Below are 24,333 nucleotides of genomic sequence, written 5' to 3'. Positions count from 1 at the left end.
CTTTTCTGGCGTGCCCCCAGCCTGGCCCGCTATCATTCGGCCCACTGTGTGGGGGAATAACTGATGCTCAACGGCCTCTGGCTTGGATTTTTCGTGGTCGCTGCCGTGTCGGCGCTGGCGCAATGGTTAGTGGGCGGCAACGCCGGGATCTTTGCCGCCATGGTCGAGAGCATCTTTGCCATGGCCAAATTGTCGGTCGAGGTCATGGTGTTGCTGTTTGGTACCCTCACCCTCTGGCTGGGCTTTCTGAAAATTGCCGAGAAAGCCGGTGTGGTCGAATGGCTGGCCAAAGTACTAGGCCCATTGTTCCAGCGCCTGATGCCGGAGGTTCCCCCCGGCCACCCGGCATTGGGTTTGATCACCCTGAACTTTGCCGCCAACGGCTTGGGCCTGGATAACGCAGCCACGCCGATCGGGCTCAAGGCCATGCGGGCGCTACAGGAGCTCAATCCCAGCTCAACTACCGCCAGTAATGCGCAGATTCTCTTTTTGGTACTCAACGCCTCTTCGCTGACGTTGTTGCCCGTCACCATCTTCATGTACCGCGCACAGCAGGGGGCGCTGGACCCGACGCTGGTGTTCCTGCCGATCCTGCTGGCGACCAGTGCATCAACGCTGGTCGGCCTGCTTTCTGTGGCGGTCATGCAACGCCTGCGGCTATGGGACCCGGTGGTCCTGGCCTACCTGGTGCCTGGCGCGCTGCTGCTCGGTGGGTTCATGGCGCTGCTGGCTGGGCTTTCGGCTACAGCCCTGGCGACCCTCTCGTCAATCATGGGCAACTTGACCCTGTTCGGACTGATCATGCTCTTTTTGCTGATTGGCGGGTTCAAGCGGGTCAAGGTGTATGAAACCTTCGTTGAGGGCGCCAAAGAAGGGTTTGACGTCGCCAAAAGCCTGTTGCCCTATCTGGTGGCAATGCTCTGCGCCGTTGGCGTGTTGCGTGCCTCTGGAGCCCTTGAGTTCGGTCTGGACGGTATTCGCTATGCGGTTGACTGGTTTGGCTGGGATACCCGCTTTGTCGATGCGTTGCCGACCGCGCTGGTCAAGCCATTCTCTGGCAGTGCTGCCCGCGCGATGTTGATCGAGACCATGCAAAGCCATGGGGTAGACAGTTTCCCTGCGTTGGTGGCTGCCACGGTTCAGGGCAGCACCGAAACCACATTCTATGTACTGGCCGTGTATTTTGGCGCAGTGGGTATCCAGCGGGCCCGACATGCTGTGGGCTGTGCGCTGCTCGCCGAATTGGCCGGCGTGCTGGCGGCCATTGGCGTCTGCTACTGGTTCTTTGCCTGAGCTTGTGCGGCTTGGCGCACGGTCCAATCAACCAGTTGCTCCATCAGCCGGTCGCTGGCCTGGCCAAAGCCTTCGACGACAGCGGGTATCTGTTTATCGCTTAGCGGTTGACGCACCTCGAAGCGTTGGCTGGCCAAAATTCGCTGGGTGCGCCCTTGTACCAGGCGCGCATCAAAACGGATCACTACGTTGAGGCCCTGCGCGCCATACTCGCTCTGGAACGATTGCAGCTCGCCGGCCAGCTCGTAGTCGGCTTGCAGGTTGCTATCGTCAGCGCTGAGCCGCTGTACCCGACCATCGCGCTGGAAAGCATCGAGCATGCGGTTGCGCAGCAACGTGGGCGCCGGGTCACTCCAGCGGGCGCCCTTGTAGCTGCTGATCAGATCACCTTGAGGCACCACGGCAATACGCGGGCTGTTCAGCACTTCACTGGTGAGCGGTTTGTTCATACGCAGCGACCAGTCTAGTGGCGCAACGTCGCTGGTGCCGTGCTGGACCTGGTGGGTCGGCAGGCGGTAGACATCTGATGGGTCGGCCTGGGGCAGAATCGAGCAGGCACTGCTCAGGCTTAGCGCTAATGCCAGTACCAGGCGGTTACGCTTCATGGCTCGAACTCCTTGTTTTTGTCACGGCCCAACAGATAGCCACTGGGGTTGGCTTCCAGGCGCCGGGAGATTGCCTTCAACGCGGTCAGGGTGTCTCGCAGTTCTCGAATGGCTGGTGCCAGTTCATGCAGGCCCTGCGCCCCCTCATTGATGGCTTCGCGATTGTCGTTGAGCATGGCGTTGAGGGTTGTGGTACTGCTGGCCAGCGACTGCATTGCTTGTTGGGCATTACCGACGATTTGTGTGCCCTGGCTGCTGAGCAGGCCATTGGCGTTGCGCATCAGTTGGCTGGTTTGTTCCAGCGTGGCGCTGGCCTGCTTGCTTACCTGTGCCAATTGCTGGATGGCGAGGCGAATGTCGTCGCGCTGCTCGGCAACCGAGCCGGTGGTTTGCTCCAGATGCGCCAAGGTATTGCTCAACCGTGCAGCGTTCTCTTCGGAGAACAGCTGGTTAGCATTGTGCAGCAGTTGGTTGATGCTGCTCATCAGGTCATTGCTGTTGCTCATAAGACGTGCAATCGGTGATGGCGAGGCAATGATCACCGGGAGTTTGTGCCCTACCCCTTCCAATGCTGGGCTCTGTGGCGTACCGCCACTGAGCTGGATGATCGAGGTACCGGTGATACCGGTCAGGGCCAGCTTGGCCTGGGTGTCTTCCTTGATCGGTGTGTCGGCGCTCAGCCGGATGCGAGCCAGTACACGGCGAGGATCCTTTGGGTCGAGGCGCAGGTTGATGACATCGCCAACCTTGATCCCGCTGTATTGCACCGAACTGCCTTTGGACAAGCCGGAAACGGTCTCGTTGAACACCACTTCATAGTCCTTGAAGGTGTTATCGACACTGGATTTGGCCAGCCACAGGCCGAACAGCATGGCGCCAGCCACGACCAGCACGGTGACCAGCCCGATCAATACATGGTGTGCACGGGTTTCCATCTCAATCCTCCTTGAGCGCTGTGGCGGCCTGGTAGGCCGCACGGCCACGGGGGCCATGGAAGTAGTCTTGAACCCAGGCGTCCTCGGTATCGGCAACTTGAGCGATTGGCGCGGCAACCAGTACTTTTTTCTGTGCCAGCACCGCGACGCGATCGGTGATGGTGTAGAGGGTGTCCAGGTCGTGAGTGATCAGAAACACGCTCAAGCCCAAGGCGTCACGCAAGGTCAGGATCAATTGGTCGAAGGCCGCCGCACCAATAGGGTCGAGCCCTGCGGTAGGTTCGTCGAGAAAAAGGATATCGGGATCCAGGGCCAGTGCCCGTGCCAGTGCTGCGCGCTTGATCATGCCGCCAGAAAGAGAGGCCGGGTACTTGTCTGCGGCCGACAAGGGCAGCCCGGCCAGAGCCAGCTTGACGCCCGCGAGCTGTTCGGCATCTGCGCGGCACAGGCCGGCATGTTCGATCAGCGGCAAGGCGACGTTCTCAGTGACCGTCAGCGAGGAGAACAAGGCCCCTTTCTGGAACAGTACGCCAAACCGTCGTTCGACCTGGGAGCGCTGCGCTTCGTCCAACTGGTTCAGGTGCTGCCCGAACACCCTTACATCGCCTTCGTCGGGACGCCGCAGGCCGATGATGCTGCGCAGCAGGACGGATTTGCCACTGCCTGAGCCACCGACCACCGCAAGGATTTCACCACGATACAAATCGAGGTCGAGGTGTTCATGCACGCTCTGGCTGCCAAAGCGATTGCACAGGCCTCGGGCTTCAATCACGGTTTCGCGTGGTGGCGTACTCACCAGCCCATCTCCATGTAAAACAGGGCCGCAATGGCATCGAGCACAATGACTACAAAGATCGACTGAACCACGCTGGAGGTTGTGTGCGCACCTACCGATTCGGCACTGCCGGAGACCTTGAGGCCTTCCAGGCAACCAATTGCAGCGATCAGGAAGGCAAAAAACGGGGCCTTGGCCAACCCGACCAGAAAGTGTCTTGCATCGATGTCGTTTTGCATCATCGAAAGGAACATGGCCGGCGAGATGTCCAGGGACAAGGCGCAAACCAGCCCGCCGCCGACGATGCCGCAGAGCATTGCAAGAAAAGTGAGTAGTGGCAGTGCAATCAACAAGGCCAGCACCCGTGGGATGACCAGAATCTCGATGGGGTCCAGCCCCAGCGTGCGAATGGCATCGATTTCTTCGTTGGCCTTCATCGAGCCAATCTGAGCAGTGAACGCACTCGCGGTACGCCCCGCCATCAGGATGGCGGTCAACAACACACCGAACTCTCGCAGGAAAGAGAACGCCACCAGGTCGACGGTAAAAATGCTGGCGCCGAACTTGACCAGCACTGTTGCCCCAAGAAAGGCCACCACGGCGCCAACCAGAAAGGTCAACAGTGCGACGATCGGCGCGGCGTTAAGGCCGGTTTGCTCAATGTGTGCGACCACCGAGGTGAGCCGCCAGCGTTTTGGCTGTAACAGCAGGCGTCCGAAGGTGGCGAGAATAAGGCCAACGAACCCGAGCAGGTGCAGGGTATCTTGTTTGAGGGTATCGACGGCACGACCGATGCGTTCAAGCAGTTGCATCAGCACGTTCCGCTCGGGTGTTTTCACCGGTATGCAGTAGTCTTGCAGCGAGCAGTAGACCGTTTTCAGCAGGGCGCGGTTGGCCGCTGGCAAGTGTGTGGCGGTTTCGGTCAGTTGGGCCAGGCGCTGGGTGCCCAGCAACTCGACCAGTAGTGCGGCACCTGCGGTGTCCAGCTTGCCGAGTTGATCAAGCTCGATCCGCGTTGTGCTGTCGTACTGCCCTGCCAGGCTTGCAGTGTGCTGCTTCAGGCTGGCGTAGTTGGCCAGCGTCCAGTCACCCGTGATCCGCAGACAAGCTGGGCTGCTGGTGGTGTCCAAGGTGGCATTGGCAGTACTGGTCATAAGCTCCATGTGATCCGAGAGGCGCTCCAATGCGCAGCCTCAGAGCATAGCGCTACTGAGCGGTGCTCGCTTGACCGTCGTCAACTACCCGGAAGCGCAGCACGCCGATGACCTGACCATCTTCGGTCAACACCCTCACCTGCCAGCGCCCGATGGGGTTGCTCGGGAAGTTCTGCTTGTGGGTCCAGGCGCGGTAGCCTTCCTTGCGCCCGCCATGAATGTCCAGCGCGATGCGGTCGACCTCGTTGCCGTTGAACTGCCAGACATGGTAGATCCGCTCATTCAAGCCTCGTGGGGCATTGATCGCTGTGTAGGCATACAGACCGCTGCTGCGGATCTGACTGGCACTCACTTGCTTGAGGCTGGCGCCGGGGGTGCGGTTTTGCACCTCGGTGCTTATCGCGACATCGTTCAGCCATAGCGTGGCAGGCGGCACCCACGAGCGCAGTAGCCAACCGCTGCCACCTACGGCCAGGGTCACGGCTACCAGCATGACCGCGCGGCGCCAGTGGTTGATCGGAAAACTGCTGGCCAGGCTGGGGAACGACAGCAGCATGGCCGCACCCAGTGCCAGCTTGAAGCTCTGTGCTGTGGTGAGGTGCAGGATGATGGGCAGCGCAGTAAGCAGCGCCGCGAACAAGGTCAGGGTGTGCAGAGCAAGAAACAGTGAGCGCCGTGGCGCCAGCCACTTGTAGTACAACGGATCAATGATCGAAATCAGCCCGGCTGCGGTCAGTAGCCCGGTGAATACCAGTTGGCCGCTGTTCCAGGTTGTGGTGATGAAAAAGAACGGCAGTACGAAGAACAGGCTTTCCTGGTGGATCATCTGCGTGGCATAGCGCAGCAGTGGCTGCGGAATTTCGCGCTTGAAGACCTTGGCGAACAGCTGGGTGAAGGTGTTCTCCAGCATCAGCCAGACCCAGCTGACCAGCATCAGAATGGCAATCCAGCTGGCCAGGCCTGCTTGGCGGTCGACCAGAATGAAACTGGCAATACCGGAAATGAAACCGCCAAGGGCAATAACCCCTGGGTAGCGCTTGAACAGTTCGATCAGGCGCTGGATGACGTGAGGCATGCGGGTATTCGCTGAAGTCAGGTAAAAACCCGCACAGGATAACGCTGTTTATCCGTAATGGCTTGTTGTCATCCCCCTTGAGAGGGCCTTTGTCGCGCCTATTGGCCGCGGCGGCGTTTATGCCAGACAAACCCAGCCAGCAGGATCAGCCCGAGCAACCCGGCCAACAGGCGGTAAATGCTTTCGTAACCCAACGCCGGCTTTTCAATGCGCAGGTACCCAGGGTCGGCAAACAGTTGGCGCATGGCCTGGTTGGTATCCTCCAGGCTGACCTGGCGCAACTTGCTTACCGGGTCTGCAAAGCGCCCATCGGCATAAGCGCTCAATGCACTCCAGTAGTAGTCGGCCAAGGCTGCATTACCCTGAGTGGTCCAGGCTTCACGGTCGATGGCTGCCTGTTTGATGCGTTCAAACGTTGCAGGATCCAGCCCATTCTGACGCAGTCGCTCGATCAATTTTTGGAGCAGCACCTCTGCTTCATCGACGCTCTCGCGATCAAGGTCGGCATTCAGGCTCATTACACTGCTATTGCCGAGCATTTCACGCTGGCTGAAGGGTCCATAGGACAGGCTGTGTTTGAGGCGTAGTTCGCTGTACAGCGCCCAGTCCAGGTAGCGTTGTAGCAGGTTGAACGTCTGCTCGCTGTCACCCTCAAGTACTGGCTCAAGGAACATCCAGTGCAGTTTGGCGCTGTTACCGAGCCACCCGCTGGTCAGCACGCGCTTTGCTTCGGCCTTGTGTACAACGGTCTCCAGGCCCCGTCGCTCGCTGGGGTCGACCGGGTCGAGCTGGCCATAGGTCCGTTCCAGATAGGCCGGCAGCAGGCGGTCGAGGCCACCGACCATGATCAGGGTCATGTTGTTGGGCGCATACCAGTGCGCACGCACGTCATCGACCTCTTCCAGTGTCAGGTCGTCTATAGCGGAGCGCTCAGCGCAGGTAAGCCCCAGTTCAACTGCCAATTGTTCGCTGGGACCGTGGCCGAGGTCCTGACGGTCGAGCCAGCGTTGCAGGTGCGAGTAATGCCCGCCATCTTCGCGTTCGACGATTTTTTTCGACAGTTCAAGTGCATTCTCGTCGAGCTGAGTCTGGCTGAGAATCGCCAGCAACAGATCAAGGACCTTGCGTTGATTGCGGGCCGGCGCCTCGATTACGAAGGTCGTGTCGGCGCTGCTGGTGTAAGCATTCCACTCGCCACCAAGCGCTTGCATGCGTTCCTCGAGACCACCCTCGCCGCTGTCGTCGATACCGCTGAACAACAGGTGTTCCAGCAGGTGCGGCAGTTCCCGGCGGTCGCATGGGAAATCGTCGAAGCCGACGCCCACGACCAGGCGGATCGACACATGGTCGCGTTCATAACCCGGCTTGAGTATGACCTGCAGGCCATTGGGCAGCAGGTAACCTTCTACCTGGGAGCGATCAAGGGCGAAACTGGGCATGCAACCCAACAGTAGGCAAACAAACAACAGGCAACGCATGGCGAGCTTCCTTGCGGGAGTTCTTGGATCGTTCAAGGCGAATGGGCGTCGTCAGGTACGCTATCGATCAACAGGGCATCAGTGTCTGAGCCACCCAATACCACATAGGCACTACTGCAGAACAGCGAGTTCAGGCGCTTCATGTCGGCGATCAGTTCCAGGTGCAACGAACTGGTTTCGATACTTTGCACCACTTTACGTTGCAGTCGGCTGACATGGGCGTGTGCGAGGCGGCGCTCCTGGGCGCGGAATCGACGTTTTTCCCGTAACAACTGGCGCGCACTTTCCGGGTCGGCGCTGAGAAACACCGACAGGCCCAAGCGCAAGTTGGCCAGCAACTGAGTGTGTAGCCCCGTCAATTCTTCCAGGCCAACCTCGGAAAATTCACGGCGCTGCGCGGTCTTTTGTTGCTGCACCTTGCGCAGCATGCGCTCGATCAGATCGCTGGCCAGCTTGAGGTTGATTGCCAATTCGATGATTTCCGCCCAGCGTCGACTGTCTTGTTCGCCCAGGTCTTCGCGGGGCATTTGCGCCAGGTACAGTTTAATGGCGTTGTAGAGCCCCTCAACATCTTCGCCCAGGCTGCGCATCTGTTGGGTCATTGCCGTTTGGGTACCGCGCAGAACGCCGAGCATGGCATCAAGCATGCTGTCGACCAGATCACCCATGCGCAGGGTTTCGCGTACCGCGTTGGCCAGTGCCAGGCTGGGGGTGGCGAGTGCGGTGGGATCCAGGTGACGGGGCTGGGCATGGCCGTTAGTTTCCTCGCGAAGTGGCAACAGCCAGCTACACACGCTTGCCATGGGCTTCACAGTCGGCAGCATCAACAGGCACCGCACGCTGTTGTAGAGCAGGTGGAAACCGATCACCAGTTCCTGAGGACTGAAATTCAGACTGTCCATCCATTTCACCAGCGGGCCTAATGCTGGAATGATCAGAAGCAGCCCGATCAGCTTGTACAGCAGGCTGCCCAGAGCAACCTGGCGACCTGCAGCGTTCTGCATACTGGTGCTGAGAAAGGCCAGCAGGCCACTACCGATGTTGGCGCCAATCACCAGGCCGATGGCGACAGGCAGGCTGATCAGTTCTGCACCCGCCAGGGTTGCCGTCAACAGTACGGCCGCCAGGCTGGAGTAAGACACCAGGGCAAACAGGGCCCCGACCAGAGCGTCGAGCAAGATATCGCCGGTCAGCGAGGCAAACAGCACCTTTACGCCTTGGGCATGAGTGATCGGCGCCGCTGCTTCGACAATCAGTTGAAGGGCCAGGATGATCAGCCCAAGGCCAATGCCGACGCGTCCCAACTGGCCGGCTCGGGTCTGTTTGCGCGACAGGAAGAAAATCACGCCAAGAAAGATCAGCAGGGGTGACAGCCAGGACAGGTCGAATGTCAGTACGCGGGCCATCAGGGCTGTGCCGACGTCGGCACCCAGCATGATCGCCAGTGCCGGGGTCAGTGTCATCAGGCCTTGCCCAACGAATGATGTCACCAGCATGGCCGTGGCGTTGCTGCTTTGCACCAGGGCGGTGACCAGAATACCGGCAATGAAAGCTAACGGGCGTCTGGCCATGTTCTGGCTCAGCACCCGGCGCAGGTTGGAGCCGTACACGCGCAGAATGCCGGTACGCACGATGTGTGTGCCCCAAATCAGCAAGGCCACGGCCGACAGCAAATTGAGCAGGGTCAGCATGTGAAAAGGCCCCCTGTTGAATGTGCCCCAAAGGAGGCAAGTGGATGATGCCGTGAGCCTGGCCTGGTTGCAGGCGGTTCTTTTCCAGTACTCACTTAAGCGTTAGTCGGCTAGAAGCCCTGGCGCCAGCATCGCATAGCCTGCACAGGCTTGAAACTAAACCCTCAGGCTGGAGCATGAAAAAGGGCCCGCGTGGGGCCCTTTCATAACCGCACCAGGATTACTGACCCGGAATGTCCTTGCGAAGTTTCACGGGATCGTTCTGTTGCTGTTTCTTTTTTGCTATCGCCGTACGCATACGGATGTTGATGGCTTCTACCGCCAGCGAGAACGCCATGGCGAAGTAGACATAGCCTTTTGGTACATGCACATCGAACGACTCGGCGATCAGCACGGTACCCACCACGATCAGGAACGACAGCGCCAACATCTTCAGTGATGGGTGCTTGTCGATAAATTCGCTGATGGCGCCAGCGCAGAGCATCATCACCAGCACGGCGACAATGATTGCCGCGATCATTACCGGCACATGGGAAACCATGCCGACGGCTGTAATCACCGAATCCAGAGAGAAGACAATGTCGATGATCGCGATCTGGATGATGGTGTAGAGGAACTGGCCACCTTTGCCAGCAGGTTCTTCGTGTGTTTCATCCTCGCCTTCCAGGCCGTGGAAGATCTCCTGAGAGCTTTTCCAGAGCAGGAACAGGCCACCGAAGAACAGAATCAGGTCGCGTCCAGAGATCCCTTGCCCGAATACTTCGAACAAGTCATTGGTCAGGCGCATGACCCAGGTGATCGACAGCAGCAACATGATCCGAGTAACCATGGCCAGTGCCAGACCGAAGATCCGGGTACGTGGCTGCATGTGTTTGGGCATGCGGCTGACCAGGATCGAGATCATGATGATGTTGTCGATGCCGAGAACGATCTCAAGGGCCGTCAGAGTAAAAAAGGCAACCCAGATCTCTGGGTTGGTCAGCCATTCCATGTGTATTCCTTCAATCGTTGAATGCGATGCACCCGGGCAAAGAGCGTGATCGCAGTGGTTGGATCTGTAGTCTTAAAGGTTGCTGAACAGTGGGAAAATTCCCATCAGCAACGCAGCCAACATTATGCACAGGCAAACCAGTACTGCCCATTTCAAGGTGAATCGCTGGTGGTCGCCAAATTCAATGCCGGCCAGTGCCACTAGCAGGTACGTTGAGGGTACCAGTGGACTTAGCAGGTGTACGGGCTGCCCGACGATCGACGCGCGGGCCATCTCCACCGGCGAGATACCGTAGTGGCTGGCAGCCTCCGACAGTACCGGCAGTACGCCATAGTAGAAGGCGTCGTTGGACATGAAAAAGGTGAATGGCATGCTAACGACTGCTGTGATCACCGCCAGGTAAGGGCCCATGGCCTCCGGGATCACGGCCAGCAGGCTCTTTGACATGGCTTCAACCATACCGGTGCCAGAGAGAATACCGGTGAAAATACCTGCCGCAAAAATCAGCCCGACCACGGCCAGCACGCTGCCGGCATGTGCGGCGACACGCTCTTTCTGTTGTTGCAGGCATGGGTAATTGACCACCATGGCAATACTGAACGCGATCATGAACAACACCGGCAACGGCAGTATGCCGGCGATCAGGGCGACCATCAGGGCAAAGGTCAGGGCCCCGTTGAACCAAAGCAGCTTGGGCCGACGTGCATCGGGGAATTGCGAAACACTGATCTCGCTGTGATTGATCTCGTCCCCCGGCAAGTGCAGTTCACCGAGGCGAGCCCGTTCGCGCTTGCCATACAGGTAGGCGATGGCGAGGATCGCCAAGACGCCGAACAGCATGGCCGGGATCATGGGCACGAAAATATCCGAAGGGTCTACGTGCAATGCACTGGCAGCACGGGCCGTTGGGCTACCCCATGGCGTCATGTTCATGACCCCGCCCGCCAGGATGATCAAGCCAGCCATGATTCGCGGGTTCATGCCCAGACGGCTGTACAGCGGCAGCATTGCGGCAACACAGATCATGTAAGTGGTGGCACCGTCACCATCGAGCGAAACAACCAAGGCCAGCGCGGCGGTGCCAACGGAGACTTTCAGTGGGTCGCCTTTGACCAGCTTGAGGATCTTGCGTACGGCCGGGTCGAACAGGCCGGAGTCGATCATCAGGGCGAAGTAGAGAATGGCGAACATCAGCATGACGCCGGTTGGCGCCAGTTTGCTGATGCCTTCCAGCATCATCGGGCCGATTTTGCTGGAGAAGCCTCCAAACAGTGCGAACAGGATTGGAACCAGAATCAATGCAATCAACGCCGACAGGCGTTTGGTCATGATCAGGTACATGAAGGTGATGACCATGGCAAAGCCGAGGAAGGTCAGCATGGGAGTACTCCAGGCGTGGCGCGTCGTGGGAAAATCGAGTCGGACGAATCAGCGTGCGGTCAGCAGCGTTCGGACTTTCGGCGGGCGTGGAGTCGCAAGGCGGGCGTAGAAGGACATCAGAATCACCATTGTTGTTGTTAAATTGGCCTGATGTACGCTGAATCTCAGGTACACCGGCTGACCGGTCTAATGCCGGCGGTGGGCTGATGCTAAAAGCGAAAGCTTTCAGCCAGCTTTCGCAGGCTGAAAGACGACCAACGGCGTGGGTTGAATGACCCATGGGCCATGAAGGTGCCTGCCACGCTGGGGCTCTGCGCTGGTCTCAGGGGAGCTGCAAGCCGCCGGCAGCCTTGTGTAGCTCGCGCAGGTGTTTGCCAATCTGATCGATGTTGGCTTCAACCGCTGCAATCTCGGCGGCGCGTGACGGCTCGAGCAACGCCCTGACCTCTTTATCGAGGGCTGCGGTAAGGTGTTGCAGCTGTTGCTGGCGCTGGCCGCTGGTCTGTTCCAGTTGTTGGCGTTCGGCTGCCTGTGGCACGCCATAACCCTTGCTGTCGATCAACTCGGCCGGGCGACTGAGAAAGCCACTGTTGGCAAGTATCTGCTGCAACGTGCCGTTCGCTCTGGCCACACTTGCATCATTTAATGCGCGACCGCTGAGATAGCGCTGCTTGACCTCATCCTGAGCCAGCAGCAGTTGGCGCCGCAGGCTCGCCTGCTCCAACAGCAACAGGGCGGCACTGGTGCGCAGGTCCGCTCGGTCGAACCATTGCTGGCGCTGTTGCGCGGGTTGTTCGAGCCAGGTCTCAACGCTGTCCTGGGCAACGGGCAGGTGCTTCTTCAATACCTGAAACATGGCTTCATATCGGTCTCGATAGGAGTCGAAACGGTAGCCCAGGCGCAGGGCTTCACGCGGATCGTCGAGGACGCTGACATCCGCCAGGCCACGTCCGTTGAGCACTTCCAGCAAGCCATTGGGCATGATGCTGTCCAGTCCCGCCAGCTGTTGCTTGCCCGTGCCGCTGCGCAGCAGTTTGAGTGTTTCGACTGCACAGTTGTTGGAAAGGAAATAGTAGTTGCCGTCGTAGCTCCAGTGCATTTCCGCGGCCTGGCGCACCAGGCTCTCCAGCTCGGATCGATCCAGCTTGAGCGGTACTGAAGCCAGGCTGCGCAGTTCGGTCTTGGTGTACTCATCGATCACCTGGCCCAAGGGCAGGATGAACAAGCGGGAGGGATAGGCACCCGTCAGGCCGCCCCAACTGGAGAGTTGCACATCATTGACGAAGGCTCGGTAAGACAGCACTAGATGCTGGTCGAGGTCCAGCCGGCAGTCAGGGCCACGTGGCCTGCCAGGGGCGCAGATTACCAGGCGCAGCATGCTGTGCCCCCAGCGGCTGACCCAGTTCTGGTTGGCCTCGGCCAGCAGGTAATCGACCGCATAGACCCGCTCCGGGTCGATCTGGCCCAGCGGTTGGCGGGCAAAATCGTTTCCTGCATTCAGGAACGGTAATGTCTGTTGGCAAGTCGGATGTGCCGGGGCCCAGTCAAAGTGCGCTTGCAGGTAGGCGTGCAGTGCGGGCCGTCTACAGGCATAGCTTGGGTCAAGGAGAAAGTACTCCATGTTGACCGCAATGAATTCTTTCGGGCTGCTCAGCTCGTAGCTATCTGGGCTGCGGGCGATTTGCCGATTGTGTTGTTCGCGCTCTCCGCGTCGGCCGACGTACTGCGGCCAGCCGGCAAGGTCCAGCAGACGAGGGTCATCGCTGAGGGTAAAGCGGCGTTTGGTTTGTCCGCGGCAGCCGTCTGGAAGGCCAACCTCGCCTTTGCTGGACGCATACCGGGTACAGGCCTGGATCTCTTTGCGCTCGGCTGTGGGCCATAGGCGGGCACGATCATACAGATGGGTCAGTTCATGCAGTACGGTCGCCAGCAGCTCCTGACGTACCGTGCCGTGTGGTCGATCCGTCTTCGTAGTCGCAGCGGTGCCGTCCACAAGGCTTGGCAGCAAGCGACGATTGAGTTCGAGGCTGGACACCAGCGAGGCCTGCCCATAAGCCTCGTCTGGCATCTTTGTGCTCCAGCTGACGTCGATACGTCGATCCAGCCGGGATTTGAACTGTGGTGGAAGCGCTTGCAGCGCCTCATCCAACAATGCCTGGCTGGCCCTTTGTTGTTGCGGATCAAGGCCATCGTGTTCGAGGACCAGTTGCAGATCCGCTAACACGGGGGGAGCGAGCAGCGTCAGTGCGCAGCCCAGCAGCCAGGCACGCATGGGGTTCACAGGGCCAGGATAGCTTCGGCCAGGGCTTGGTCGCTGGCGTCACGTGCCTCAGGAACACGCTGGCGTAGGGTATCGAACGCTGCTTCGAGCTGTGCACCGCGGATTTCACCGTTGCTGGCGACGTAGCTGGCGGCATCGTCATGGGCTTCGCGGACTACTTTGGCGTCGCGGATAGACGTTGTCGTGTCGGAGGTGAAGTCGATCGAGCGGCCAAATGCACGAACGATAATGTTGCTGGTGGCCACCAGGGTGTGTGCCTGGGCCAGGTCGGCCATCAGCATTAGGCCGAGGGTGGCGGCAATCAGCGGGTTACGCATGGAACATCTCCGGTAATACAGGTGTGGTCATTGGACGAGAATTGCCTGCGCCAGTTCAAGGTCGCTGGCATGAAGTTTGGGGTGAGTTTCACGCAGTCGGTCCAGCGCAGCCTGCAGGTGAGCACCGCGCAACATGCCGGCGCTGGCGACGAATGCTGCCGCATCGTCCTTGGCTGCCAGTATCAATTTACGGTCGAAGGGTGCCGAGGTGACCTTGCTGGTGGCATAGCCGCTGGCGACGAGACTCTGGGTGGTCAGGTCAAGGGCTTGGACGGTGCCGGCCCAGCACAACGCAAGCAACAGCAATAATGGATAACGCATGGTTCTCTAGGGGCTGGTGAATCAGGCGGCAAAGGCTATCCCAATGCGTCGGTCTGAACCAGCCTGAAGAGTCCGGCTGTTTTGCATGTTGTTACATAACTGTGCCGGACTCCAATCACGGTCAAATGGCCAGAATGGCTTGTGCCAACTCTGCGTCGCTGGCTTGAAGTGCCGGTGTTTGTTGGCGGATATGCGCCAGTGCGCTTTCCAGTTTTACACCGCGGATTTCGCCTTGGCTGGCAACGAAGCTGGCAGCGTCGTCACGGGCAGCACGAACGATTTTATCGTCACGGAAGGATGAGGTGACATCGGAGGTGGCGTCGGTGGAGGCCCCTAAGCCCCGAACCACGGTATCGGTGGTGACGACGAAACTGGTTGCATTGGCTGTCGAAGCCAGGGCCAGCATCAGCGCGGTGCCAAGCATGCGTGAACGGAACATGAGGTCTATCTCCTTTAGAGAGCAGTATTGGGTAGCTGTTTAAGCGTACCACGACGACGCAACCTGCGAGGCGTACGTGGGGAACCAGCGTTCTTAGCAATAGGACCGTTACCGTGCCATTTCGTTGCGCGGTATCTGTATCTCGAACTCCTAGATGAAACTGTATCTGTCGTTTTTAATATTTTTATAACTGTGCATGTCTGCGCTGCAGGCGCTCTAGCCCGGGCCTCAGAACGAAAAAACCCGTCAGCAGTCTCCTGCGACGGGTTTTGATAAATTCGAGGTGCCGGCGTGGCCGGCGAGCCCTGCATTAGCGCCAGAAAGGCTTGCTCAGCTCTTCGTAGCGTTGTGCTTCGCTGATGCCAGCATCGGCCAGAAGGCGCGAATCCAGGCGAGCCAACTGGTGGCGGCTGGAGATACGGCGTTGCCACAGCAACAGGTTCGACAGCAAACGCAGCGGCAAGGAAGCGTTGGATTTTTCGGCGCTGTTTTCAAAAACCAGATCGGAACTGAGGGTACGTTCCATGATGTCATCCTTCCGCTTATGGCGGCATTAGGTAGTGATTTAACTGATGCCAATGATCCTCCTCTTCGGTCGATTCCTCTAGATACAGTTCATATGGATTGTGATGGTCCAGTTAACTGTTTTAGAGGACTGTTGCACTCGAAATTGACGCAACTGTACCGGTCTGCACTGGTATGGTGCGATTGATCTTGGGGAGGGGGGTAAAAGCGAGGAAATTCCCGGAAAATAACCGGTACAGTAGAACAGTTTTATTGATTAGTGCGCTGTAGCTGTTCAGCTGGCGTGCATTGCGCCACACCAACTGAACAGCTGCGCTAGGGATTAACCGACGAGCATGCGACCGGTTTCTTCCAGGTTTTCGTGCCAAGACAGGGCTTCACGCAGGATATGCGGGGTATGACCACCGCGCTCGCAGGCGCGTGTGAAGTAGTCATTCAGCGCTTCGCGGTAGTCCGGATGCACACAGTTGTCGATGATCACGCGGGCGCGCTCACGTGGCGCGAGGCCGCGCAGGTCGGCCAGACCCTGCTCAGTGACCAGAATGTCGACGTCATGCTCGGTGTGGTCGACGTGGCTGACCATTGGAACAACGCTGGAAATCGCGCCGCCTTTGGCAATGGACTTGGTCACGAAGATCGCCAGGTGGGCGTTACGTGCGAAGTCGCCGGAGCCACCGATACCGTTCATCATGCGGGTGCCACAGACGTGAGTCGAGTTGACGTTGCCGTACAGGTCGAACTCCAGTGCAGTGTTGATACCGATGATGCCCAGGCGGCGAACCACTTCAGGGTGGTTGGAGATTTCCTGTGGACGCAGTACCAGCTTGTCCTTGTACTTCTCCAGGTGGCCAAACACGTCGGCATTGCGGCGGCTCGACAGGGTGATCGAGCTGCCCGACGCGAAGTTCAACTTGCCTGCGTCGATCAGGTCGAAGGTCGAGTCCTGCAGTACTTCGGAGTACATGGTCAGGTCTTCGAACGGCGAGTCGATCAGACCGCACATTACTGCGTTGGCGATGCTGCCGATACCGGCCTGCAGCGGGCCAAGCTTGTTGGTCATGCGCCCGGCATCAACTTCCTGCTTGAGGAAGTTGATCAGGTGGTTGGCGATGCCCTGAGTTTCGCTGTCCGGCGGCAGTACCGTGGACGGGGAGTCTGGCTTGTCAGTGATAACGATGGCGACAATTTTTGCCGGGTCGATCGGGATCGCGGTGCTACCGATACGGTCGTCAACCTTAACCAGCGGGATCGGTGTACGGGTTGGACGATAGGTCGGGATATAGATGTCGTGCAGACCTTCCAGGTTCGGATTGTGCGCCAGGTTGATCTCGACGATCACATGTTTGGCGAAAATCGCGAAGCTGGCCGAGTTACCCACGGACGTGGTCGGAACGATATGGCCTTGCTCGGTGATCGCCACGGCCTCGATAACCGCGATGTCTGGCAGCTTGAGCTGCTGGTTACGCAGTTGCTCAACCGTTTCCGACAGGTGTTGGTCGATGAACATCACCTGGCCTTCGTTGATGGCCTTGCGCAATGTGTTATCAACTTGGAACGGCATGCGTCGAGCGAGTACGCCAGCTTCGGTGAGCTGCTTGTCGAGATCATTGCCCAGGCTGGCGCCGGTCATCAGGCTGATCTTCAGCGGCGAATTCTTGGCGCGTTCGGCCAGCGCTTGAGGAACGGCTTTGGCTTCACCGGCACGGGTGAAACCGCTCATGCCGACGGTCATGCCGTCCTGAATCAGGCCAGCGGCATCAGCCGCACTCATTACTTTGCTGTGCAGGGAGGATAAGCGAATTCGATCACGGTACATGGATTGTTATCTCGATCTCGGGCTACTAAAGCTAGGCCTCCAGTCTAGTGATTTAGAAAGGGTTCGTCCCACGACCAAGGTCGAATGCCCGGGCTATAAACAGGGCCTTTTGTCGGTGATATCGGGCAGCAAAAAGCCCCAGCCGAACCGCGCTGGGGCTTCTGTGGTTTTGCCTCGGGGTCAGTCGACGGCTTTGACCATGTCTTCAATGACTTTCTTGGCGTCGCCGAAGACCATCATGGTCTTGTCGAGGTAGAACAGTTCATTGTCCAGGCCTGCATAACCACTGGCCATGGAGCGCTTGTTGACGATGATGGTCTTGGCCTTGAAGGCTTCGAGGATCGGCATGCCAGCAATGGGTGACTTTGGATCGTTCTTCGCCGCCGGGTTGACCACGTCGTTGGCACCCAGCACCAGCACCACGTCGGCCTGGCCGAATTCGGAGTTGATATCCTCCATCTCAAAGACCTGGTCGTAAGGCACTTCGGCTTCGGCCAGCAGTACGTTCATGTGTCCAGGCATCCGACCGGCTACCGGGTGGATCGCGTACTTAACGGTAACGCCATTATGGGTCAGCTTTTCGGTCAGTTCCTTGAGGGCATGCTGGGCACGCGCAACAGCCAGGCCGTAGCCAGGCACAATGATGACCGTGTCGGCGTTGCTCAGCAGGAAGGTGGCGTCGTCTGCCGAACCGGACTTCACTGGGCGGGCCTCCTTCGCTCCAGCCGGACCAGCAGCGTCCGTTGCCCCGCCGAAGCCGCCGAGGATTACGTTGAAGAACGAGCGGTTCATCGCTTTGCACATGATGTACGAGAGGATCGCACCCGAAGACCCTACCAGCGAACCTGCGATGATCAGCATCGAGTTGTTCAGCGAGAAGCCTATGCCCGCTGCCGCCCAGCCCGAGTAGCTGTTGAGCATCGACACCACTACCGGCATGTCGGCACCGCCGATCGGGATGATGATCAGCACGCCCATTACGAACGCCAGGATCAACATCAGGGCGAATGCGCTGTAGTTGCCGGTGAAGGTGAAGACCAGGCCCAGGCCAATGGTGGTCAGGCCCAGTATCAGGTTCAGCTTGTGTTGACCGCTGAACTGCACAGGTGCGCCCTGGAACAGGCGGAACTTGTACTTGCCGGAGAGCTTGCCGAAGGCGATGACCGAACCGGAAAACGTAATTGCACCGATGGCTGCACCGAGGAACAGCTCCAGGCGGTTACCGGTAGGGATCGGCTCGCTGATGCTGCTGACGATGCCCAGCGATTGCGGTTCAACCACTGCCGCAATGGCAATGAATACCGCAGCCAGGCCGATCATGCTGTGCATGAACGCGACCAGCTCGGGCATCTTGGTCATTTCTACTCGTTTGGCCATGATCGAACCCGCAGTACCGCCAATCAGCAGGCCTACGATCACGTAGCCAATACCGGCAGTCGCCAGTTCCGCGCCCAACTTGTAGATGAGGCCAATGGTGGTGACCACGGCCAGCGCCATGCCGAGCATGCCGAACAGATTACCGCGGCGCGACGTGGTCGGGTGCGACAGGCCTTTGAGGGCCTGGATGAAACATACCGAGGCGACAAGGTAGAGAAGTGTTACCAGGTTCATGCTCATGTTTACTTCTGCCCCTCTGCCTTCGCTGCTTTCTTCTTGAACATCTCCAGCATGCGCCGGGTGACCAGGAAACCGCCGAACACGTTGACCGCTGCCAGGGCGACCGCGAGGGTGCCCATGATCTTGCCCAGCGGGGTTACCGTCAGGGCTGCGGCGAGCATTGCGCCAACGATGACGATGGCGGAAATGGCGTTGGTAACCGCCATCAATGGGGTATGCAGCGCCGGGGTGACGTTCCAGACCACGTGGTAACCGACATAGATGGCCAGCACGAAGATGATCAGGTTGTAGACGCCATGGGAAATCAGCATGTCTTCCATTGTCGTGCTCCTTATCCGTTCTTGCGGATGACCTGACCGTCGCGGCACATCAGGCACGCGGCGACAATGTCGTCTTCGAGGTTGATCGTGAACTGGCCATCCTTGTCGAACAGCAGTTTCATGAAGTCCAGCAGGTTGCGTGCATAGAGCGCCGAGGCATCGGCGCCGACCATTGCTGGCAGGTTGGTTGGCCCGACGATAGTCACACCGTTTTCAACAACCACTTGATCGGCAACCGTGAGCGGGCAGTTACCGCCTTGAGCCGCCGCCAAGTCGATGACCACCGACCCCGGCTTCATCTGCGCAACGGTTTCGGCGCTGAGCAGCGTGGGTGCCTTACGGCCGGGGATCAGTGCGGTGGTGATGACGATATCGGCCTGTTTGGCGCGCTCATGCACGGCCAGGGCCTGGCGTTGCATCCAGCTCGCCGGCATTGGTCGGGCATAGCCGCCAACGCCTTCGGCGCATTCGCGCTCCTCGTCGGTTTCATACGGCACATCAATGAACTTGGCGCCGAGCGATTCGATCTGCTCTTTAACGGCAGGCCGTACATCCGAAGCCTCAATCACCGCACCCAGGCGTTTGGCTGTGGCGATTGCCTGCAGCCCGGCCACACCTGCGCCGAGAATCAGCACGCGTGCGGCTTTTACCGTACCGGCAGCGGTCATCAGCATCGGCATGAAGCGTGGGTAATAGTGCGCTGCCAGCAGGACAGCCTTGTAACCGGCGATGTTGGCCTGTGACGACAACACATCCAGGCTTTGCGCACGGGAAGTGCGCGGGGCCGCCTCCAGGGCAAAGGCTGTAATGCCGCACTCGGCCATCTTGGCGATGACATCGTTGTTGAAGGGATTGAGCATACCCAACAGCACGGAACCGCTCTTGATCTGACCCAGTTCACTATCGTTGGGCGCCACAACTTTCAGAATCAGTTGTGCGCCAAACGCATCGGAAGCGCTGCCAATAGTGGCGCCTGCTGCTTCGTAGGCACTGTCCGGTACGCTGGCGTTAACCCCAGCGCCGCTTTGAACGGTGACCTGGTGACCCTGGCCAATCAGTTTTTTGATGGTTTCCGGGGTTGCAGCGACGCGTGTCTCGCCCGTCTGCGTTTCGAGAGGAACACCAATGTGCACGTCAATTTCTCCTGCGTGATCTTTTGTTAGTAAACCAGTGCACTACGGATGGTGCGTCTGGGGCGGCCGATCAGCACGATCCCGCGTGAATTCAGGCGGGGCTGGGCATTTTGCTGGCGATCCTGAATCGCTTCAACAGATTTTGAAGGGTGACGATAAACAAACTACAAGTCACCCTGTGACCGTATGTCGCAACAATCGGCCTTCAGCCCGCCAGCCGTGGGCTTCAGGGAGATTACGGCAAAATTTGAAAATTTTCCGTTGAAATCACTGTGGGAGAGAAATTGCACCCTATTTATAGCGTCAAAGCCACGTAAACAGCAGGGTTAAGGGGTGTTTACGAGGGTGTTGGTAGGTTTTAACTAATTGCGACATTTACGTATATTTGTAGGTGTTCAGAATATTGCACTACGTAGTTAATTTCGAACACTCTCGCTGTGGTTGGCGATGTAGTTGCGGGCTTGTTCTACCAGCCAGTCGCGGAAGGCGCGCAATGACGCAGACTCCACTTTGCGCTCGGGAATCATCAGGTAATAGGCCTTGATGCTCGACAGTGCATGGGGGTTGGCGATAACCAGGCGCCCTTCTGCCAGCTCGCGCTGAATCAGAAATGGCGGTATCAGTGCTATGCCCATTTCATGTATCGCAGCCTGGGCAAGCATCGAGAATAGCTCATAGCGTGGCCCCGTCATGTCGCGAGCAACATTCATGTTCAGGCTGTCAAACCACTGTCGCCAAGCATATGGTCGGGTGGTTTGCTGCAGCAGAGGCAGGCTGGCGATGGTCTTCGCCGTGAGCTGTTGCTGGGCGCCGAGCAGTGCCGGGCTGCATACCGGGACCGGGTTCTCGCCCATCAGGCGGTGGAACTGTGTACCTGGCCAGTCGGCATCGCCGAAATAGATCGCCGCGTCGAAATGCGTATCGGCGAACAGAAAGGGCCGCGTGCGGTTGGTCAAGTTGACGGTGACTTCTGGATGGCGGTGCTGAAACTCCTTCAGGCGAGGCAGCAACCACTGGGTGCCAAAGGTTGGCACCACGGCCAGTTCAATGACATTGGCCCCCTGTTGGCCCATGACCGACAACGTGTCGCGCTCTACGGCATCCAACTGTGTCGCTACCCGACGGCTATAGGAAAGCCCTGCTTCGGTCAGTTTTACCCCGCGGCGTGAACGGCGAAACAGTTCGACATTGAGGAAGTCTTCCAGCCCCGCTATCTGTCGACAGACGGCACCCTGCGTCAGGGACAGCTCTTGGGCCGCCTTTGTAAAGCTCTCGTGGCGCGCGGCTGCTTCAAAGCAAACCAGGGCCGTGGTGCTGGGTATCTTGCGCCTCATATACGTTGATCTCACTAATAGAACGCAGGAATGGGCTTTTTTCCATTACGGAGTGAAAAATTATCACAAGTTTATGCGCAATCCTCGTTTGTCCCTCTGGGCTTTCCGGCCTAGGATCAAAGGACAAAAAACCTGAACCCATTTCTTGAGGATTCGCCCATGGCTGGCAAAGCAAGCTTCAACTGGATCGACCCCCTGTTGCTCGATCAGCAGCTCACTGAAGAAGAGCGCATGGTGCGTGACAGTGCTTTCCAGTTTGCTCAGGACAAGTTGGCACCGCGTGTACTGGAAGCCTTTCGTCACGAACAGACGGATCCTGCGATCTTCCGTGAGATGGGAGAAATCGGCCTGCTCGGTGCGACCATTCCTGAGCAGTACGGTGGTAGTGGCCTCAACTACGTGTGCTACGGCTTGATCGCCCGTGAAGTGGAGCGAATCGACTCCGGCTATCGTTCGATGATGAGTGTGCAGTCGTCACTGGTGATGGTGCCGATCAACGAGTTTGGTACTGAAGCCCAGAAGCAGAAGTACCTGCCCAAGCTGGCCAGTGGTGAATGGATTGGTTGTTTTGGCCTGACTGAGCCCAACTATGGCTCTGACCCAGGCTCGATGATCACCCGTGCCCGCAAGGTCGAGGGTGGCTACAGCCTGACTGGCAGCAAGATGTGGATCACCAACAGCCCTATCGCTGATGTGTTTGTGGTTTGGGCCAAGGATGATGCCGGTGATATCCGAGGCTTCGTCCTGGAAAAAGGCTGGAAAGGCCTGAGTGCGCCGGCCATTCACGGTAAGGTGGGTCTGCGCGCGTCGATCACTGGCGAAATCGTGATGGACAATGTGTTCGTTCCCGAAGAGAACATCTTCCCCGACGTGCGTGGCCTGAAGGGCCCCTTCACCTGCTTGAACTCGGCGCGTTATGGGATCTCTTGGGGTGCACTGGGCGCCGCTGAAGCCTGCTGGCACACCGCGCGGCAATATACCCTCGACCGTCAGCAGTTCGGTCGTCCGTTGGCCGCAAACCAGCTGATCCAGAAAAAACTGGCCGACATGCAGACCGAGATCACCCTCGCCTTGCAAGGTTGCCTGCGTCTGGGGCGGATGAAGGATGAAGGTACTGCCGCGGTTGAGATTACCTCGATCATGAAGCGTAACTCCTGCGGCAAGGCCTTGGACATCGCCCGTATGGCGCGCGACATGCTGGGCGGCAATGGCATCTCCGACGAGTTCGGTGTTGCGCGGCATCTGGTCAACCTTGAAGTGGTCAACACCTATGAAGGGACCCATGACGTGCATGCCTTGATCCTAGGGCGTGCGCAAACCGGCATTCAGGCGTTCTACTAATCAGGGAGCCAGACCATGGGCGCGCTATCTCATCTGCGGGTGCTGGATCTGTCGCGAGTATTGGCTGGGCCGTGGTCTGGGCAAATCCTTGCGGACCTGGGGGCCGAGGTGATCAAGGTGGAGCGCCCCGGTGTGGGTGATGACACCCGCGCCTGGGGGCCGCCCTTCCTCAAGGATGCGCGGGGTGAGAATACCAGTGAGGCGGCCTATTACCTGTCTGCCAACCGCAACAAGCGCTCGCTGACCATCGACTTCACTCAGCCTGAAGGTCAGCGCTTGGTGCGTGAGCTGGCAGCTAAATCGGACATTCTCATCGAGAACTTCAAGGTGGGCGGGCTGGCGTCCTATGGCCTCGACTATGAAAGCCTGAAGGCGATCAATCCTAGCCTTATCTATTGTTCTATTACTGGCTTCGGGCAAACCGGCCCTTACGCCAAGCGTGCGGGTTACGACTTCATGATTCAGGGGTTGGGTGGGCTCATGAGCCTGACCGGCCGTCCTGAAGGTGAAGAAGGAGCTGGTCCGATGAAGGTTGGGGTCGCCCTCACCGACATCCTCACCGGGCTTTATTCGACTGTTGCGATACTGGCCGCCCTCGCCCACCGTGAGCACGGTGGCGGTGGGCAGCGCATTGATATGGCGTTGCTTGATGTACAGGTCGCCTGCCTGGCCAATCAGGCAATGAATTACCTGACTACTGGGGTGGCGCCCCGTCGGCTGGGTAATGCGCATCCGAATATCGTGCCTTATCAGGACTTCCCCACGGCGGATGGCGACTTCATCCTTACGGTTGGTAATGATGGTCAGTTTCGCAAGTTCGCTGAAGTGGCTGGGCAGCCTCAGTGGGCGGATGACCCACGATTTGCGACTAACAAGCAAAGAGTGGCGAATCGCGCCGAGTTGATTCCTTTGATTCGTCAGGTAACGGTATTCAAGACCACAGCTGAATGGATCAGCTTGCTGGAGCAGGCCAGTGTTCCTTGTGGGCCAATCAATGACCTGGCAAAGATGTTCGAGGACCCTCAGGTGAAGGCTCGGGGCCTTGCCATTGAGTTGGCCCACCCCTTGGCTGGGCGTGTGCCGCAAGTGGCGAGCCCTATTCGGCTGTCGGAGACGCCAGTCGAGTATCGCAATGCGCCGCCATTGCTGGGTGAGCATACTGATCAGATTCTCTCTGAGGTATTGGCGTTGACAGCGGATGAGATCCAGCGCTTGCGCACTGCTGGCGTGTTGTAGTGTTTGCGCCCTTCTATATAGAGGGGCGTTTTGGGTTGTTTTGAGAAAGGTTGGAATTAACCCTTGACGTCCCGTTTCATCTCTCTATAATGCGCACCTCTTCCGGCGCAGTCGAAACGGAAAACTCCTTGGTAATCAACGAGTTAGATGTTTAAGGAGGGTGCTGGAAGTGCTTCGGTCGAATAGATCGGCAGCGGTGAAAAAGGTGGTTGACAGCGAGTTGAAACGCTGTAGAATTCGCCTCCCGCTAACGAGAGATCGAAGCGAGTCAAGTGG

Annotated in this window: 22 protein-coding genes; 3 read left to right on the top strand and 19 right to left on the bottom strand. The window is 58.5% G+C overall.

The features are described 5' to 3' along the window. Positions 1 to 63: 63 nt before the first annotated feature. Positions 64 to 1,293 carry a nucleoside recognition domain-containing protein gene (locus tag CYD26_RS15025; protein ID WP_102052979.1) on the top strand — a complete coding sequence of 410 codons (1,230 nt, stop codon included), beginning with the start codon at positions 64 to 66 and terminating at the stop codon, positions 1,291 to 1,293. Here the strand turns inward: CYD26_RS15025 and lptE are convergent. The 19 genes from lptE to CYD26_RS14930 all read right to left on the bottom strand — a co-directional run bounded on the left by lptE (position 1,275) and on the right by CYD26_RS14930 (position 21,480). After that, complete coding sequence (gene lptE / locus CYD26_RS15020; protein WP_102052978.1) at positions 1,275 to 1,898, bottom strand: LPS assembly lipoprotein LptE; 624 nt, start codon at positions 1,896 to 1,898, stop codon at positions 1,275 to 1,277. The two genes, CYD26_RS15025 and lptE, sit on opposite strands and share 19 nt — an antisense overlap. After that, positions 1,895 to 2,833 (bottom strand): MlaD family protein, encoded by a 939-nt coding sequence (locus CYD26_RS15015; RefSeq protein ID WP_102052977.1) that lies wholly within the window; start codon positions 2,831 to 2,833, stop codon positions 1,895 to 1,897. The genes lptE and CYD26_RS15015 overlap by 4 nt, the downstream gene beginning before the upstream one ends. Position 2,834: 1 nt before the next feature. Further along, entirely contained in the window at positions 2,835 to 3,629 is a 795-nt protein-coding gene (locus CYD26_RS15010) for an ABC transporter ATP-binding protein (protein ID WP_065761302.1), read from the bottom strand. Next, positions 3,626 to 4,771, bottom strand: a complete 1,146-nt coding sequence (locus CYD26_RS15005; RefSeq protein WP_102052976.1) for an ABC transporter permease — start codon at positions 4,769 to 4,771, stop codon at positions 3,626 to 3,628. Before CYD26_RS15005 ends, CYD26_RS15010 begins: the two co-directional genes overlap by 4 nt. Before the next feature lie 43 nt (positions 4,772 to 4,814). Continuing rightward, positions 4,815 to 5,837 carry a DUF5924 family protein gene (locus tag CYD26_RS15000; RefSeq protein WP_102052975.1) on the bottom strand — a complete coding sequence of 341 codons (1,023 nt, stop codon included), beginning with the start codon at positions 5,835 to 5,837 and terminating at the stop codon, positions 4,815 to 4,817. Between the two features lie 98 nt (positions 5,838 to 5,935). After that, positions 5,936 to 7,315, bottom strand: coding sequence for a pitrilysin family protein (locus CYD26_RS14995; RefSeq protein ID WP_102052974.1), 1,380 nt, complete (start codon positions 7,313 to 7,315; stop codon positions 5,936 to 5,938). Between the two features lie 32 nt (positions 7,316 to 7,347). Then, positions 7,348 to 9,006: a Na/Pi cotransporter family protein gene (locus tag CYD26_RS14990; RefSeq protein WP_102052973.1), complete on the bottom strand. Its 1,659-nt coding sequence runs from the start codon at positions 9,004 to 9,006 to the stop codon at positions 7,348 to 7,350. 220 nt (positions 9,007 to 9,226) lie between these two features. Then, entirely contained in the window at positions 9,227 to 9,997 is a 771-nt protein-coding gene (locus CYD26_RS14985) for a TerC family protein (RefSeq protein ID WP_065761297.1), read from the bottom strand. Between the two features lie 72 nt (positions 9,998 to 10,069). Next, positions 10,070 to 11,377, bottom strand: coding sequence for a CitMHS family transporter (locus CYD26_RS14980; protein WP_102052972.1), 1,308 nt, complete (start codon positions 11,375 to 11,377; stop codon positions 10,070 to 10,072). Positions 11,378 to 11,699: 322 nt separating this feature from the next. After that, positions 11,700 to 13,658, bottom strand: a complete 1,959-nt coding sequence (locus CYD26_RS14975) for a DUF4105 domain-containing protein (RefSeq protein ID WP_102052971.1) — start codon at positions 13,656 to 13,658, stop codon at positions 11,700 to 11,702. Further along, a complete protein-coding gene (locus tag CYD26_RS14970; protein WP_065761294.1) occupies positions 13,655 to 13,975 on the bottom strand; it encodes a DUF2388 domain-containing protein in 321 nt (106 codons plus the stop codon). The genes CYD26_RS14975 and CYD26_RS14970 overlap by 4 nt, the downstream gene beginning before the upstream one ends. 27 nt (positions 13,976 to 14,002) lie before the next feature. Further along, entirely contained in the window at positions 14,003 to 14,296 is a 294-nt protein-coding gene (locus CYD26_RS14965; RefSeq protein WP_099773250.1) for a DUF2388 domain-containing protein, read from the bottom strand. A gap of 121 nt (positions 14,297 to 14,417) precedes the next feature. Continuing rightward, on the bottom strand, positions 14,418 to 14,735 hold the full coding sequence (locus tag CYD26_RS14960; RefSeq protein WP_099773251.1) for a DUF2388 domain-containing protein: 318 nt from the start codon (positions 14,733 to 14,735) through the stop codon (positions 14,418 to 14,420). Positions 14,736 to 15,045: 310 nt separating this feature from the next. After that, positions 15,046 to 15,261 carry a DUF1127 domain-containing protein gene (locus CYD26_RS14955; protein WP_065761291.1) on the bottom strand — a complete coding sequence of 72 codons (216 nt, stop codon included), beginning with the start codon at positions 15,259 to 15,261 and terminating at the stop codon, positions 15,046 to 15,048. Between the two features lie 321 nt (positions 15,262 to 15,582). Further along, on the bottom strand, positions 15,583 to 17,076 hold the full coding sequence (locus CYD26_RS14950; protein ID WP_065761290.1) for an acetyl-CoA hydrolase/transferase family protein: 1,494 nt from the start codon (positions 17,074 to 17,076) through the stop codon (positions 15,583 to 15,585). Between the two features lie 180 nt (positions 17,077 to 17,256). Next, positions 17,257 to 18,693 carry an NAD(P)(+) transhydrogenase (Re/Si-specific) subunit beta gene (locus CYD26_RS14945; protein ID WP_099773252.1) on the bottom strand — a complete coding sequence of 479 codons (1,437 nt, stop codon included), beginning with the start codon at positions 18,691 to 18,693 and terminating at the stop codon, positions 17,257 to 17,259. Positions 18,694 to 18,695: 2 nt separating this feature from the next. After that, entirely contained in the window at positions 18,696 to 19,013 is a 318-nt protein-coding gene (locus CYD26_RS14940) for an NAD(P) transhydrogenase subunit alpha (RefSeq protein ID WP_042127705.1), read from the bottom strand. An 11-nt stretch (positions 19,014 to 19,024) separates the two neighbouring features. Beyond that, positions 19,025 to 20,146: a Re/Si-specific NAD(P)(+) transhydrogenase subunit alpha gene (locus CYD26_RS14935; protein ID WP_102052970.1), complete on the bottom strand. Its 1,122-nt coding sequence runs from the start codon at positions 20,144 to 20,146 to the stop codon at positions 19,025 to 19,027. Between the two features lie 416 nt (positions 20,147 to 20,562). Next, the gene (locus tag CYD26_RS14930) at positions 20,563 to 21,480 is read right to left on the bottom strand and encodes a LysR family transcriptional regulator (RefSeq protein ID WP_102052969.1); all 918 of its coding nucleotides are present in this window, start codon (positions 21,478 to 21,480) and stop codon (positions 20,563 to 20,565) included. A gap of 159 nt (positions 21,481 to 21,639) precedes the next feature. On the opposite strand from CYD26_RS14930, the gene CYD26_RS14925 reads away from it, so the two are divergent. Then, positions 21,640 to 22,821, top strand: a complete 1,182-nt coding sequence (locus CYD26_RS14925; protein WP_065761868.1) for an acyl-CoA dehydrogenase — start codon at positions 21,640 to 21,642, stop codon at positions 22,819 to 22,821. Positions 22,822 to 22,836: 15 nt separating this feature from the next. Next, positions 22,837 to 24,057: a CaiB/BaiF CoA-transferase family protein gene (locus tag CYD26_RS14920; protein ID WP_102052968.1), complete on the top strand. Its 1,221-nt coding sequence runs from the start codon at positions 22,837 to 22,839 to the stop codon at positions 24,055 to 24,057. Positions 24,058 to 24,333 lie beyond the last annotated feature (276 nt).

It is taken from the genome of Pseudomonas sp. FFUP_PS_473 (assembly GCF_002858665.1).
Taxonomy (GTDB): domain Bacteria; phylum Pseudomonadota; class Gammaproteobacteria; order Pseudomonadales; family Pseudomonadaceae; genus Aquipseudomonas; species Aquipseudomonas defluvii.
This window is presented reverse-complemented; position numbering and strand designations above follow the sequence as displayed.